Origin of the sequence: Streptosporangium amethystogenes subsp. fukuiense (genome assembly GCF_042665875.1) — a bacterium.
GTDB lineage: Bacteria > Actinomycetota > Actinomycetes > Streptosporangiales > Streptosporangiaceae > Streptosporangium > Streptosporangium fukuiense.
In genome coordinates this window covers 5,952,943-5,966,587 of sequence record NZ_JBHTEE010000001.1, presented here as the reverse complement: position 1 = coordinate 5,966,587, position 13,645 = coordinate 5,952,943, and the positions used below count along the sequence as shown (strand labels likewise).

General features: G+C 71.5%; 14 protein-coding genes. 12 read left to right on the top strand and 2 right to left on the bottom strand.

Annotation, left to right across the window (positions count from 1 at the left end; translation table 11 throughout):
* Position 1: 1 nt before the first annotated feature.
* Entirely contained in the window at positions 2–529 is a 528-nt protein-coding gene (locus ACFQVD_RS25455) for a DinB family protein (RefSeq protein ID WP_343968271.1), read from the bottom strand.
* Between the two features lie 134 nt (positions 530–663).
* A complete protein-coding gene (gene coaA, locus ACFQVD_RS25450) occupies positions 664–1,599 on the bottom strand; it encodes a type I pantothenate kinase (RefSeq protein ID WP_343968269.1) in 936 nt (311 codons plus the stop codon).
* Between the two features lie 122 nt (positions 1,600–1,721).
* On the opposite strand from coaA, the gene glmS reads away from it, so the two are divergent.
* The 12 genes from glmS to tsaD all read left to right on the top strand — a co-directional run bounded on the left by glmS (position 1,722) and on the right by tsaD (position 13,639).
* A complete protein-coding gene (gene glmS / locus ACFQVD_RS25445) occupies positions 1,722–3,563 on the top strand; it encodes a glutamine--fructose-6-phosphate transaminase (isomerizing) (protein WP_386368670.1) in 1,842 nt (613 codons plus the stop codon).
* Between the two features lie 178 nt (positions 3,564–3,741).
* Positions 3,742–5,157, top strand: coding sequence for a PhoX family protein (locus ACFQVD_RS25440; RefSeq protein WP_343968264.1), 1,416 nt, complete (start codon positions 3,742–3,744; stop codon positions 5,155–5,157).
* A gap of 129 nt (positions 5,158–5,286) precedes the next feature.
* Positions 5,287–5,637 carry a holo-ACP synthase gene (locus ACFQVD_RS25435; RefSeq protein WP_030912838.1) on the top strand — a complete coding sequence of 117 codons (351 nt, stop codon included), beginning with the start codon at positions 5,287–5,289 and terminating at the stop codon, positions 5,635–5,637.
* 10 nt (positions 5,638–5,647) lie between these two features.
* Positions 5,648–7,243 (top strand): NAD(P)H-hydrate dehydratase, encoded by a 1,596-nt coding sequence (locus tag ACFQVD_RS25430; protein ID WP_343968260.1) that lies wholly within the window; start codon positions 5,648–5,650, stop codon positions 7,241–7,243.
* A complete protein-coding gene (gene alr / locus ACFQVD_RS25425; RefSeq protein WP_343968257.1) occupies positions 7,240–8,367 on the top strand; it encodes an alanine racemase in 1,128 nt (375 codons plus the stop codon). Before ACFQVD_RS25430 ends, alr begins: the two co-directional genes overlap by 4 nt.
* A gap of 20 nt (positions 8,368–8,387) precedes the next feature.
* Positions 8,388–9,464: an alpha/beta fold hydrolase gene (locus tag ACFQVD_RS25420; protein WP_343968255.1), complete on the top strand. Its 1,077-nt coding sequence runs from the start codon at positions 8,388–8,390 to the stop codon at positions 9,462–9,464.
* The gene (gene tsaE, locus ACFQVD_RS25415) at positions 9,461–9,958 is read left to right on the top strand and encodes a tRNA (adenosine(37)-N6)-threonylcarbamoyltransferase complex ATPase subunit type 1 TsaE (RefSeq protein WP_343968253.1); all 498 of its coding nucleotides are present in this window, start codon (positions 9,461–9,463) and stop codon (positions 9,956–9,958) included. The genes ACFQVD_RS25420 and tsaE overlap by 4 nt, the downstream gene beginning before the upstream one ends.
* A 169-nt stretch (positions 9,959–10,127) precedes the next feature.
* The gene (locus tag ACFQVD_RS25410; protein WP_343968250.1) at positions 10,128–10,805 is read left to right on the top strand and encodes a hypothetical protein; all 678 of its coding nucleotides are present in this window, start codon (positions 10,128–10,130) and stop codon (positions 10,803–10,805) included.
* A 6-nt stretch (positions 10,806–10,811) separates the two neighbouring features.
* On the top strand, positions 10,812–11,366 hold the full coding sequence (locus ACFQVD_RS25405) for a class F sortase (protein WP_343968248.1): 555 nt from the start codon (positions 10,812–10,814) through the stop codon (positions 11,364–11,366).
* Positions 11,367–11,482: 116 nt separating this feature from the next.
* Complete coding sequence (tsaB, locus tag ACFQVD_RS25400; RefSeq protein WP_343968246.1) at positions 11,483–12,166, top strand: tRNA (adenosine(37)-N6)-threonylcarbamoyltransferase complex dimerization subunit type 1 TsaB; 684 nt, start codon at positions 11,483–11,485, stop codon at positions 12,164–12,166.
* Positions 12,163–12,615: a ribosomal protein S18-alanine N-acetyltransferase gene (rimI, locus tag ACFQVD_RS25395; protein ID WP_343968243.1), complete on the top strand. Its 453-nt coding sequence runs from the start codon at positions 12,163–12,165 to the stop codon at positions 12,613–12,615. Before tsaB ends, rimI begins: the two co-directional genes overlap by 4 nt.
* Entirely contained in the window at positions 12,608–13,639 is a 1,032-nt protein-coding gene (gene tsaD, locus ACFQVD_RS25390) for a tRNA (adenosine(37)-N6)-threonylcarbamoyltransferase complex transferase subunit TsaD (RefSeq protein WP_343968241.1), read from the top strand. Before rimI ends, tsaD begins: the two co-directional genes overlap by 8 nt.
* Positions 13,640–13,645 lie beyond the last annotated feature (6 nt).

Sequence of the window (13,645 nt, the reverse complement as noted above, 5' to 3'; positions counted from 1 at the left end):
TTCACCCGGCGGACGCGGCGCGGAGCAGGCGGAACTGGCCGATCTCGGCGACGTTCTTCATCAGCTCGGAGTTGACCCAGGCGGTCATGTGGGCGACGGTCAGCTCGGGGCTGTCCGGCCAGGGAAAGGGGGCGGTGGTGTCCAGGTCGGCGTCGGTGAGCCGATCCAGCACCGCCAGCCACTCCACCCGAAGGCCGCGTAGCCAGTCGACGGTGGCCCGCCCGTCGCCCGGCCACCCGATCTCCTCCCGGTCACGTGGCGCTCGCCCCCGCGCGTGGTCGATGGTCACCGTCCACCACCAGCCGAGGTGCCAGGTGACCCACCCGAGGGTGGGGACCGGAACGGGGTCGGGTTCGACGTCCTCCCAGTCCGGCACCCACGTCCCGTCGACGCCCGGGCGCACCGTCCAGCAGTGCGGCGCGGGCTCCCAGAGGAAGTCCTCCGGCCGCAGCCGCTCCAGATGGAGTTCGAACAGCGACCAGGTCAGATCGAACTGCCAGCGGAGCAGTTCGGCACGGGAAACAGGCATCGGCCGACCTTGTCACACCGCCGGTCCGTTCAGGAAGCCGTTTTCCGGCCGCCGGGAAACGGCCGGATCCACCGGCGCGCTGTCGACGAGGGCCGGGGCGGCCGCTGATCCTGGGAGGCGGAAGGGGAGGAAGGTCAGATGCGGCGGAGACGGACCCGGCTGACCGAGTGGTCGGCGCTCTTGTGCAGGACCAGGTCGGCGCGGCCCCTGGTGGGGGCGATGTTCTCCAGGAGGTTGCGCTCGTTGATGTCGCGCCAGATGCCCTCGGCGAACTCGGTCGCCTGCTCCTCGGACAGCTCGGCGAGGTGCCTGAAGTAGGACTTCGGGTCCTCGAAGGCGGTCTGCCGCAGCTTGTGGAAGCGGTCCACGTACCAGTCGCGGATGTGCTCGACCTTGGCGTCCACGTAGATGGAGAAGTCGAAGTAGTCGTTGATCGCCAGCGCGGTGGGCGGGGCGGGCTGCAGCACGTTGAGACCCTCGACGATGAGGATGTCGGGCCGGCGGATGGTCTGGGTCGCACCGGGCACGATGTCGTACTCCAGGTGGCTGTAGATCGGGGCGGTCACCTCGGGCAGGCCCGCCTTGACGTCGGCGACGAACCTGACCAGGGCCCGCCGGTCGTAGCTCTCCGGGAAACCCTTCCTGTGCATGATGTTCCTGGCGGTGAGGACCTCGTTCGGGAACAGGAAGCTGTCCGTGGTGATCAGGTCCACCCGGGGGTGCTCCGGCCAGCGGGCCAGCAGGGTGTGCAGCAGCCTGGCGGTGGTCGACTTGCCGACCGCGACGCTGCCGGCGATGCCCAGGACGTACGGGGCCGTCCGCCGCTCGCCGCCGAGAAAGGTGTTGAGTGCCGCGCTGCGCTGCCTGACTCCGGTGAAGTGCAGGTTGAGCAGCCGGGTGAGCGGCAGGTAGATGTCGGTGACCTCGGTCAGGTCGATCGGGTCGTCGACGCCGCGCAGCTCCTCCAGCTCGCTCTCGGTGAGCGTCAGGGGGGTGTTCTTCCGCAGGTCGCTCCACTGAGCCCGGCTCAGCTGCACGTACGGTGTCGCGGTGTCCAAACCGTTGGCCATGTTCAGCAAGCCTACTGATCGCCTCCGCGTACGATCCTGCCGGGTGCCGGGCGGGATTCTTGGGGTGTCTGGGGGGTTCTCCATAGACAAGGTGGCCGATCTCTCAGGGAAGGGGGTAGGTCATGTGCGGCATAGTGGGATATACGGGACAGCGGCAGGCGATCGAGGTCGCCGTCGAGGGACTGGGCCGGCTGGAGTACCGGGGGTACGACTCGGCGGGAATCGCACTGGTCGGACCCGGCGGCCTGGTCGTGGAGAAACGGGCGGGGAAACTGGCCAACCTGCGCTCGGCGCTGCTCTCGCGGCCCGCGCCGCCGTCGACGGTCGGGATCGGGCACACCAGATGGGCCACCCACGGGGCGCCCACCGACCGCAACGCCCACCCGCACGCCGACTGTCACGGGCGGATCGCGGTCATCCACAACGGGATCATCGAGAACTTCGCCGTGCTCAGGAGCGAGCTGGAGGACAAGGGCCACCGGATCGTCTCCGAGACCGACACGGAGGTGGTGGCGCACCTGCTGGAGGAGTTCGCCGCAGGTGGCCTGGCGGAGGCGATGCGCCGGGTCTGCCTGAGGCTGGAGGGGGCGTTCACGCTGCTCGCGGTCTCGGTGGACGAGCCCGAGGTGGTGGTGGGGGCGCGGCGCAACTCGCCGCTGGTGGTCGGCAGGGGAGACGGGGAGAACTTCCTCGGCTCGGACGTGGCGGCCTTCATCGCCTACACGCGCGAGGCGGTGGAGCTGGGGCAGGACCAGGTGGTCGAGCTGCGTCCCTCGAAGATCACGGTCTTCGACTTCCAGGGGGCTCCGGCCGAGACGCGTGACTATCACATCGGCTGGGACGCCTCGGCCGCCGAGAAGGACGGCTACGACCACTTCATGCTCAAGGAGATCGCCGAGCAGCCCAGGGCCGTCGCCGACACGCTGCTCGGCAGGGTCGGCCAGGACGGCCTGCTGGTGCTGGACGAGATGCGCCTGTCCGACCAGGAGCTACGCGACATCGACAAGATCATCCTGGTGGCCTGCGGGACCTCGTACCACGCCGGGCTCATCGCGAAGTACGCCATCGAGCACTGGGCTCAGCTGCCCTGCGAGGTCGAGGTGGCCAGCGAGTTCCGCTACCGCGACCCGATCCTCACCCGGGACACGCTGGTCGTCGTGATCAGCCAGTCGGGCGAGACGATGGACACGCTCATGGCGGTACGGCACGCGCGCGGGCAGCGCTCCCGGGTGCTGGCGGTCTGCAACGTGAACGGCTCCACGATCTCCCGCGAGTCCGACGCCGTCCTCTACACGCACGCGGGCCCGGAGGTCGCGGTGGCCTCCACCAAGGCTTTCCTCACTCAGCTGGTGGCCTGTTACCTGGTGGCGCTCTACCTCGCGCAGGTCCGGGGCACGAAGTTCGGCGACGAGATCACTCAGATCGTCGACCGGCTGGCGGAGATGCCGTCGAAGGTGAGCGAGGTCCTCTCGACGGTCGAACCGGTCCGCGCGTTGGCCAGATCGCTGGCCGACGAGCGGTGCGTGCTCTTCCTCGGGCGGCACGTGGGCTTTCCGGTCGCGCTGGAAGGAGCGCTGAAACTCAAGGAGCTGGCCTACATGCACGCCGAGGGCTTCGCCGCGGGGGAGCTCAAGCACGGCCCGATCGCGCTGATCGACAAGGGGCTCCCGGTCGTGGTCGTCGTCCCCTCGCTGGCCGGCCAGCGGGTGATCCACGACAAGATCGTGTCCAACATCCAGGAGATCAGGGCCAGGGGCGCCAGAACCCTCGTCATCGCCGAGGAGGGCGACGACGTGGTCGAACGGTACGCCGACACGCTGATCCACATTCCGGCCGTGCCGACCCTGCTCCAGCCGCTGGTGGCCACGGTGCCGCTCCAGGTCTTCGCCTGCGAGCTGGCCACCGCCAAGGGGCACGACGTCGACCAACCCCGCAACCTCGCCAAGTCGGTCACGGTGGAGTGAACCCCGGACAGGGGTTGTCCACAACCTGTGGACAACCCCTATGGATTACCGAGGGGCAGAAGTGGGAATAGGAGCTGCCCGCCTTCTTGCATGATTAATTGTCGATATATGCCATATAGCGGACTACTGACCGCGGATTAACGTGACGTGAATCCACCGGACCTCAGGGAGTCGCAAGATGGATCGTCGTCGTTTCCTCGCCGGTAGCAGCGCGCTGGCCGCGGCAGGGGTGGCCGGGCCGTTCGCCGGTGTCGCGCGGGCGGGGGTGAACGGGGAGACCCGCCCCGGAGGCGGGTACGGGCCGCTGAAGCCGGTCGCCGACGAGCGGGACGGCGCGATCCGGCTTCACCTGCCCGACGGCTTCCGCTACGCCTCCTTCAGCGTCGCCGGGGACAGGTTCGGCGACGGCTCCACCGTCCCCTCCAGGCACGACGGCATGGCCGCGTTCCGCGGGCCCGGGAACACCGCGATCCTCGTCCGCAACCACGAGGTCAACGGCCCGGTCGGCGCGTTCGGCGACCCGGCCATGGCCTACGACCCGGCGGCGGGCGGCGGCACCTCCACGCTCAGGGTCACCCGTTACGGCAAGGTGATCTCCGCGGCCCCCAGCCTGACCGGCACCCAGATGAACTGCTCGGGCGGCCCGATGCCCTGGGGCGCCTGGGTGACCTGCGAGGAGACGGTCAACGGGCCGGACGTGGGCAACGACTTCACCGGCCAGGACAACGGCAAGCTCACCCAGAAGCACGGCTACATCTTCGAGGTCCCGATCGACGGCAGGGCCTCGGGGCCGATCAGGAGCGCCGGGCGGTTCGCCCACGAGTCGGCCGCGTTCGACTCGTTCACCGGCGCCGTCTACCTCACCGAGGACAACTTCGCGTTCGCCTCCGGGTTCTACCGCTACCTGCCTCCGAAGAACCCGCTCCGGGCCGGTCGCATCCTCGACGGCGGCAGACTGCAGATGCTGGCCGTGCGGGGCGCGCCGGGCAAGGACCTCTCGCTCGGCCAGCCCAGGGGAGCCGCCTACCAGACCACCTGGGTGGACATCGACGACCCCGACCCCACCTTCATCGGCACCCCGGTCAACGACCTCGCGGTCCAGGCGGTCGGCAACCAGGGCAGGGCCAAGGGTGCGGCGATCTTCTCCCGGCTGGAAGGGGCGATCAACCACCACGGCACGATCTACTTCACCTCCACCCAGGGCGGCGCGACCGCGTCCGGCGACACCCCGCCCAGCGGCTTCGGCAAGGGGCGCGGCCAGGTGTGGGCGTACGAGACGTGGAGCGGGAGGCTCAGGCTCGTCTACGAGTCGCCGGGCTCGGTCACCCTCGACCTGCCGGACAACGTCACCGCCAGCCCCCGGGGCACGCTGGTCCTGTGCGAGGACGGCGCGGGCGACAACTACCTGCGCGGTCTCACCAGCCGTGGCGAGATCTTCGACTTCTCCCGGCTGGCCCCCGTCGCCGGGGACTCGGGTGCCGAGTTCGCCGGCTCGACCTTCGGTCCCGGCGGGCACACCCTCTACGTCAACGTCCAGTCGTCGGCGGGGATGAGCTTCGCCATCTGGGGGCCCTGGCAGCGCGGCGGCTTCTGACCTCCCCGCCGGCCCCCGCCGGCCTGCGTGACCCGCTCCGGGGCCGGCCGTACGACGTCCGTGACGACAGGCGGCCGGGGCGGGCGGCCGGGGTGGGTGGCCGGCGAAGATCGTCGGTAACCTGGGGAAATGATCGTTGGGATCGGCGTCGACGTCGTGGACGTGGCCAGGTTCGAGGCGACCCTGGTGCGGACGCCCGCGCTGCGGGGGCGCCTGTTCACCGCCGCCGAGAGCGCGCTGGCGACGGAGTCGCTGGCCGCCAGGTTCGCGGCCAAGGAGGCCGTCGCCAAGGCGTTGGGCGCGCCCCCAGGGCTGCGGCATCTGGACGCCGAGGTGCTCACCGGCGAGCACGGGCGGCCCGAACTGCGGGTGACCGGCAAGGTGGCGGACGTCGCCCTGGCCCTGGGCGTGGTCAGGTGGCACGTCTCCCTGACGCACGACGGGGGTGTCGCCATCGCCTATGTGATCGCCGAGGGATAAATTCGGTGGAATGCGAACCGCGTACACATCCGACCAGATCAGGGCGGCCGAGGCGGCGCTGATGGCGACCCTGCCCGAGGGCACCCTGATGGAGAGGGCGGCCACCGGGCTCGCGGTGGTCTGCGCCAGGATGCTCGGCGGCGTGTACGGCTCCCGCGTCGTACTGCTCGTCGGCGGCGGCGACAACGGCGGCGACACCCTGTACGCCGGGGCACGCCTGGCGGCCAGGGGGGCCGGGGTCGACGCGATCATCGCCGGGAGGCGTGTCCACGAGGCGGGACTTGCGGCCCTGCGCCGCGCGGGCGGCCGGGTGACCGGTCTGCCCGGCGGCGAAGCCGCCACCTCCGCGACCACCCCGAACGGCCGGCCGGTGGCGGGAAGCCTCCCGGGAGCGCCCGGGGACGGTGTGACGGATGACGACGCGGTGGTGGGCGGGACGGTCCGCGACCTGATCGGCGCGGCGGACCTGATCGTGGACGGGATGCTCGGGATCGGCGGGACCGGGGCGCTCAGGGAGCCGTACGCGACCCTGGCCCGGCTCGCGGGTGACGCGCCCGGCGAGGTCGTCGCGGTGGATCTGCCGAGTGGGGTGGACGCGAGCAGCGGCCAGGTGGAGGGCGCGGCGGTCCGCGCGGACGCCACGGTCACGTTCGGAGCGTGGAAGATTGGGCTGCTGGTGGATCCCGGCGCCGGACACGCGGGCCGGACGGAACTCGTCGACATCGGTCTCGGCCCTCACCTGCCGGAACCCGACGCGGTCGCGCTGACGGACGCCGACGTGGTCGCCCTGCTGCCCAGACCCGGTGCCTCCTCCGACAAGTACCGCCGGGGCGTCGTCGGGATCGCGGCGGGCAGCGAGCACTACACCGGCGCGGCGGTGCTGGCGGTGGGCGGGGCACTGCGGGCCGGGGTGGGGATGGTCCGCTACGCGGGGAGCGCCGAGCCGGTGGCCCAGGTGCGGGCCCACTGGCCCGAGGCGGTGATCACCACGCTCGCCCCCGGCGAGGGCGTCGAGGAGGTGGGCCGGGTGCAGGCGTGGGTGCTCGGTCCCGGGCTCGGCACCGGCGACGAGGCGCGCGCCATCGCCCGCTCGGTGCTGGCCGAGGACGTCCCCGTGCTCGTCGACGCCGACGCGCTGACCCTGGTGGCCCAGGAGCGGTCACTGCTCCGCCGGGACGCGCCCGTCCTGATCACCCCGCACGCCGGCGAGCTCTCCCGCCTGACGGGGGTGCCGAGGGAGCTGATCGAGGCACGGAGCCTGGAGAACGTCCGGCGGGCGGCGGCCGAGCTGGAGGTGACCGTACTGCTCAAGGGCTCGACCACGCTGGTCGCGCGGGAGGGGCGGCCGGTCAGGATCAACCCCACCGGAAGTCCCTGGCTCGCGACCGGCGGCACCGGCGACGTGCTGGCCGGCGTGGCGGGCGCGCTGCTGGCCGCGGGGCTGAGCGGTTACGACGCGGCCTCCTGCGCCGCCTACCTGCACGGAATCGCCGGTCGGCGCGGTCCTCTCGCCGCCTCCGACGTCGCCGAGGCCCTGCCGGAGACGGTGCGGTCGTTGGTCAACGGGCTCAGGCAGGGCCGCTCACCTGCCAAACTGGACCGATGAGCTTCCCGATGACTCCCGCCGAGGCACGGGTGGACCTCTCGGCGATCCGCGAGAATCTGGCGCTGCTCGGGAGCCACGCTCCCGGCGCCGAGATGATGGCGGTGGTCAAGGCCGACGCCTACGGGCACGGGCTGGTCCCCGCCGCGCGCGGCTGCCTTTCCGGCGGGGCCGGGCGACTGGGCACCGCCTACGTCCGTGAGGCCCTCCAGCTGCGGGCCGCCGGGATCACCGCGCCGATCCTTTCGTGGATCCTCCCGCCGGGCGAGCCTCTGCAGCAGGCGGTCGAGCACGACATCGAGTTGTCGGCGGGCTCGGCCGCGGTGGTCGACGCGATCGCCGACGCCGCGGCCCTGGCCGGCCGGACGGCCAGGGTGCATCTGAAGGCCGACACCGGCATGTCACGTGGCGGTGCGACGCCGGACGAGTGGCCCGACCTGCTCGACCGGGCGCTGCGGCGGCGGGCCGAGGGGACCGTCGAGATCGTCGGGCTCTGGTCCCACTTCGCCTGCGCGGACATCCCGGGAGATCCGTCCATCGTGGCCCAGCTGATGGCGTTCGACGAGGCGCTGGCCGTCGCGGAGAAGGCGGGTGCCGGAGGTTCCCACGTCATCAGGCACATCGCCAACTCGGCGGCCACCCTGACGCTGCCGCAGGCGCGCTACGACATGGTCCGGCCCGGGATCGCGACCTTCGGGCTGAGCCCCGTGCCCGAGCTCGGCGACTTCGGGCTGCGTCCGGTGATGACGCTCGTGGCGCGGGTCGCGCTGGTCAAGCGGGTGCCCGCCGGGTCGGGTGTGTCGTACGGCCACCTGTATGTCACGGATCGGGAGACCACGCTTGGTCTCGTCCCGCTCGGGTACGCGGACGGGATCTCGCGGCGCGCCACCAACCTGGCGGAGGTGCTGGCGGGTGCCCGCAGGCGGCGGATCGCCGGTCGGGTCTGCATGGACCAGTTCATGATCGACGTAGGGGACGACCGGCTGACCGAGGGCGACGAGGTGATCCTGTTCGGTGACGGATCGCGGGGCGAGCCGACCGCACAGGAATGGGCGGATTCCCTCGGCACGATCACGCATGAGATCGTGACCGGGATCGGTTCGCGGGTCCCACGCGTTTACCGGTGAAAGGAAGCTCAGGGGGGCGCATGAGTATTACCGCACGGCGCAAGGTCGGTATCGCGAGCGCGATCGTCGGTGTCGCGTCCGCGGGAGTGGCCGCCGGGGCCCTCGCCAAGCGGTACGCCGTCGGCCGCATCAGACTCCGTCCCGACCCGGAGGCGAGCGAGCCGCTCGGCGAGCTTCGGGGGCGTCCCACCACGGTCACCACCTCCGACGGCGTACCGCTGTACGCCGAGGTGGACGGCCTCCAGGACGCCCCGCTGACCGTGGTGTTCTGCCACGGCTACACGCTCAACCTCGACTCCTGGCACTACCAGCGGCGTGATCTGGGCGAGGCCCACCGCCTGGTCCTGTGGGACCAGCGCTCCCACGGGCGCTCGCCGCGCATCCCGACGGAGGACTGCTCGATCGACCGGCTCGGCGACGACCTCGCCGAGATCGTCGAGGCGCTGGTGCCGGGTCCGTGCGTGCTCGTCGGCCACTCCATGGGCGGTATGACGATCATGGCGCTCGCCGACCGGCACCCCGAGCTGTTCGGCGACAAGATCAAGGGTGTCGCGCTGATCTCCACCTCCCCCGGCAAGCTCGGCGAGATCTCCCTCGGCCTGCCCGCGCTGCTGTCCAAGGCGGTGCACAAGGTCACGCCGGGCACGGTGTCGATCCTGAGGCGCGGTGGCGCGCTGGTCGACAAGAGCCGCCAGGTCGGCAATGACGTGGCCTTCCTGGCCCTGCGCCACCTGGGCTTCGGCGATTCCCAGAACGTCAGTCCCACGGTCGTCGACTTCGTCGAGTCGATGATCCGTTCCACCCCTTTCGAAGTGATCGCCGAGTTCTACCCGGCGCTGATGTCGCATGACAAGCTGAGCGCGCTGGGTGTGCTGGACGAGGTGCCCACCTCCATCATGGTCGGCGACAAGGACTGGCTCACCCCCGTCGAGCACAGCAAGGCGATGGCGGCGGCGCTGCCGAGCGCCCGGTTCACCGAGATCCCGGAGAGCTCGCACCTGGTCCAGTTGGAGCGGCCGGCGCTCGTCAACAACGCGCTGCACGAGCTGCTCAAGCGGGCGATCGCCGACACCGACGCGGGCGACGAGAACCGATGAGCCCGGACACGGGTAGGAGTGGTGACGGGAGTGACGCACCGGTGAGAGTCGTGGCGACCGCCGAGGAGATGCGGGAACTGGGCCGGAGGCTGGCCGGGCTGTTGCGGCCGGGGGACCTGGCGGTGCTGTCGGGCCCGCTCGGCGCGGGCAAGACGACCCTGGTGCAGGGCATCGCCGAGGGGCTCAAGGTACGTGGGCCGATCACCTCGCCGACCTTCGTCATCGCCCGGGTGCACCCCTCGCTCTCCGGCGGTCCGGCGCTGGTCCACGTCGACGCCTACCGCCTCGGCGGGGACCTGGAGGTCGACGACCTCGACCTGGACGCCTCGCTGGAGGAGTCGGTGACCGTGGTCGAGTGGGGCGAGGGCCTGGTGGAGGGGCTCGCCGAGGACCGGCTGGAGATCCTCATCGGCAGGGGCGCGTCCGGCGAGCCGGGTGAGGAACGGACCGTGACCCTCCGCGGGATCGGACCCCGCTGGGAAGGTGTCATCTGATTTCCCCACGGGGGCCGGGAAATCCTGACAGGCTGGTACCCCGCCCCATTGGTCTAGATCGTCGGGCGCGTTGATCGACTCTGGCGGGTTTGCCCATGTTTAATGGGGAACAGGTGGGACATCGTGCCGGGCGAGGGTCGTCGGCCGGAGGGCGAAGTGGAGTTCGACGGTGCCAAGCGTCAAGCGTGTCGCGGTTGCGGGAGCCATCGTCCTTTTCGGGATGGCCGGGCTGGTCGGGTGTTCGGCGGAGGCCAACTCGGGCAGCCCGACGAGTACACCCACCTCCGCCCCACCTGATTCCGGCATCAGCCGGCAGGACATCGAGGTCCAGCTCCAACCGGCCCGCGCCAAGGCCGGGCAGAAGGTATGGGTCCTGGCGAACTGCCCGATCCCGCAGGGCGGCCCCGAGCACCGCGGCACCGCGTCTTCCCGGATCTTCCGCACCCCGGTGACCCTCGACCCGATCCTCGCGACGCCCACGCCGGCCCCGGCGAGCACCGCCAGCCCGACGCCGCGCCCGTGGGTCCGCGGTCAGGCCACCGTCGCCGACGGCGTGGCCGCCGGTGTCTACGAGGTCAACGCCAGGTGCGAGGGGACCAACGACACGGGCAAGACCAACCTCAGGATCGTGGCCGACACCGAGCCGAGCTCCAGCCCGACGTCCAAGCCCACCTCCAAGCCGACCAGGACGATCATCAGCACCGAGGCGCCGGGCACGGGCGGCGGCGGCACCGCGGCGGGAGGCCCCGCCGACTCGGGCGGGCCGATCGGCACGACGGGCGTCCTGCTCGCCCTCGCCCTGGCGGGCGGCATCGGCATCGCGGTCGTGCGTCGCCGCCGCTCATAGTCCCCGATGGCCGATTCCACCCGCTGGTCCAGGATCGTCCTGGCCGGAGTCGTCACCGGCGCCGTCATGGTCGCGCTCAACAGCAGGGGCGGCGGCGAGGAGAAGCCGCCGGCCCGGGCCTCGGTCGTGCCCAGCCGCATCGACATCCCGTCCCTGGGCATCAAGGCGCCCCTGATGAAGCTCGGCGTGCAGGACGGCCGGATCGAACTGCCGCCGTACGAGAAGCCGGACAGCGCGGGCTGGGTCAAGGACAGCGCGGTCCCCGGGGACGAGGGTTCCGCGGTGATCCTCGGGCACGTGGACACCAAGACCGCGCCCGCCGTCTTCTACAGGCTCAAGGAGATGCGGGAGGGACAGGTCATCAAGGTGGTGCGCAGCGACGGCAAGGTCGCCCAGTACCGGGTGGACACGATCGAGCAGATCAGCAAGAGCCGGTTCCCCGCCGACAAGGTCTACCTTGAGGACGGCCTGCGGCTCATCACCTGCGGCGGGACCTTCGACTGGGACAACCACGAGTACCGCGACAACCTCATCGTCTACGCCACCCTGGTCAAGACCTGAGCCCACCCGCCCGAGGCCCGTGCGGGGAGTGGCGGGCGGGCTCCCGCCCGCGTTCCCCCGCGCCCCACCGGGGTGGCGCTCCTGAGCCCTCCCCGGAAGGACTAGGCTAACTGTTCGTGCTGGTCCTGGCCTTTGACACCGCAACCCCCGCCGTCACAGCAGCGCTGCACGACGGTGCGAGGGTCCTCGCCGAGTCGACGACGGTAGACGCGCGCCGCCACGGCGAGCTGCTCGTACCCACGATCGAGACGGTCCTGAGCGAGGCCGGAGCCTCGCTCCGCGACGTCACCGCGGTCGTCGCGGGCTCCGGCCCCGGCCCCTACACCGGGCTCCGGGTCGGCCTGATGACCGCCCAGGCCCTCGCGACGTCACTGGGCGTCCCGGCGTACGGCGTGTGCACGCTCGACGCGCTCGCCTACGGCAGCGGGCTGACCGAGCCGTTCCTGGTGGCCACCGACGCCCGGCGCAAGGAGGTGTTCTGGGGGCACTACCAGGAGATGCGCACCCGGCTGTCCGGCCCCGCGGTGGACCGCCCCCAGGACCTGCCGGGGGAGCTCCCGCTGGTCGGCGCGGGCGCGCGGATGTACGCCGAGGTCGTCGGGGCCTCCCGGCTGCTGGACGCGCCGGAGTATCCCCACGCGGGCGCGCTGGCGGCGCTGGCCGCCGAGCAGCTCGGCGAGCCGGACGTCGACACGGTCGTCGAGAGCGGCACCCACCCCGTGCTCGGCCTGCCCCACCCGATCTACCTGCGCCGTCCCGACGCCCGGGTGCCCTCGGCGCCCAAGAAGGTCTCCGCATGACGACGGCGCTCCGTCAGATGACCTTCGACGACCTGCCCGCGGTCATGGAGATCGAGCGCAGGACCTTTCCCGCCGACGCCTGGAGCGAGGGCATGCTCCGCGGCGAACTGGACGACCAGCCGAGGACCAGGCACTACGTGGTGGCCCTGGCCGAGGAGGCGATCGTCGGCTACGCGGGCCTCGCCGCGGCGGGGGACCAGGCCGACGTGCAGACCATCGCGGTCCTGGCCGAGTGGCGCCGGAGCGGCATCGGCGGCGCCCTGCTGACCGAGTTGCTGACCGAGGCCGAGCGCAGGGGCGCGGTCTCGGTCTTCCTTGAGGTGCGCGCCGACAACCCGGGCGCGCAGGCGGTCTACGACAGGTTCGGGTTCGAGCGGATCGGCATGCGCCTCCGCTACTACGAGGACGGCACCGACGCGATCATGATGAGAAAGGATCTCCATGCGTGACGAACCGGTGGTCCTGGGCATCGAGACCTCCTGTGACGAGACGGGGGTGGGAATCGTCCGGGGGCACACCATGCTGGCCAACGCCATCGCCTCCAGCGTCGAGCAGCACGCCCGTTTCGGCGGGGTGGTGCCCGAGGTCGCCTCCAGGGCGCACCTGGAGGCGATGGCCCCGACCGTCGAGCGGGCACTGGAACGGGCGGGCCTGCGCCTCGCGGACATCGACGCGATCGCGGTCACCGCCGGGCCGGGGCTGTCCGGTGCGCTGCTCGTCGGCGTCGCCGCCGCCAAGGCGTACTCGCTGGGTCTGGGCGTCCCGCTGTACGGCGTCAACCACCTGGCGGCCCACGTCGCGGTGGATCAGCTGGAGCACGGAGCCCTGCCCAAGCCGTGTATCGCCATGCTGGTCTCCGGTGGGCACTCGTCCCTGCTGCTGGTGCCCGACGTGGCGAGGGAGGTCGTCTCGCTGGGGTCCACCGTGGACGACGCCGCCGGCGAGGCGTTCGACAAGGTGGCCAGGGTGCTCGGCCTGCCCTTCCCCGGCGGGCCGCACATCGACAGGGTGGCCCGCGACGGCTCCGGCGCGGCCATCGCGTTCCCGCGCGGCAAGTACGACGACGGGACGCTCGACTTCTCCTTCTCCGGCCTGAAGACCGCCGTGGCCCGGTGGGTGGAGGCCAGGGAGAAGACGGGCGAGTCGATCCACGTGCCCGACGTGGCGGCGTCCTTCCAGGAGGCCGTCGTCGACGTGCTGACCCGCAAGGCCCTGCGGGCGTGTGCCGAGTACGGCGTCGGTGACCTGCTGATCGGTGGCGGGGTGGCGGCCAACTCCCGGCTGAGGGCGATGGCGCAGGAGCGCTGCGAGGCGGCCGGGGTCCGGCTCCGGGTCCCCAGTCCCGGGCTGTGCACGGACAACGGTGCCATGGTGGCGGCGCTGGGCTCCGATCTGGTGGCGGCAGGTGTCGAGCCGTCTCCGCTGGACATCCCCGCCGACTCCTCGCTGCCCGTCACCACGGTTCACGTGTGACGGGCT

Excerpts from the sequence above, each read along its gene's own strand:
- coaA (WP_343968269.1), bottom strand. The coding sequence starts at position 1,599 with ATGGCCAACGGTTTGGACACCGCGACACCGTACGTGCAGCTGAGCCGG.
- ACFQVD_RS25420 (WP_343968255.1), top strand. The coding sequence starts at position 8,388 with ATGAGTATTACCGCACGGCGCAAGGTCGGTATCGCGAGCGCGATCGTC.
- rimI (WP_343968243.1), top strand. The coding sequence starts at position 12,163 with ATGACGACGGCGCTCCGTCAGATGACCTTCGACGACCTGCCCGCGGTC.
- ACFQVD_RS25455 (WP_343968271.1), bottom strand. The coding sequence starts at position 529 with ATGCCTGTTTCCCGTGCCGAACTGCTCCGCTGGCAGTTCGATCTGACC.
- ACFQVD_RS25440 (WP_343968264.1), top strand. The coding sequence starts at position 3,742 with ATGGATCGTCGTCGTTTCCTCGCCGGTAGCAGCGCGCTGGCCGCGGCA.
- ACFQVD_RS25405 (WP_343968248.1), top strand. The coding sequence starts at position 10,812 with ATGGCCGATTCCACCCGCTGGTCCAGGATCGTCCTGGCCGGAGTCGTC.
- alr (WP_343968257.1), top strand. The coding sequence starts at position 7,240 with ATGAGCTTCCCGATGACTCCCGCCGAGGCACGGGTGGACCTCTCGGCG.
- tsaE (WP_343968253.1), top strand. The coding sequence starts at position 9,461 with ATGAGCCCGGACACGGGTAGGAGTGGTGACGGGAGTGACGCACCGGTG.
- ACFQVD_RS25435 (WP_030912838.1), top strand. The coding sequence starts at position 5,287 with ATGATCGTTGGGATCGGCGTCGACGTCGTGGACGTGGCCAGGTTCGAG.
- glmS (WP_386368670.1), top strand. The coding sequence starts at position 1,722 with ATGTGCGGCATAGTGGGATATACGGGACAGCGGCAGGCGATCGAGGTC.
- tsaD (WP_343968241.1), top strand. The coding sequence starts at position 12,608 with ATGCGTGACGAACCGGTGGTCCTGGGCATCGAGACCTCCTGTGACGAG.
- ACFQVD_RS25430 (WP_343968260.1), top strand. The coding sequence starts at position 5,648 with ATGCGAACCGCGTACACATCCGACCAGATCAGGGCGGCCGAGGCGGCG.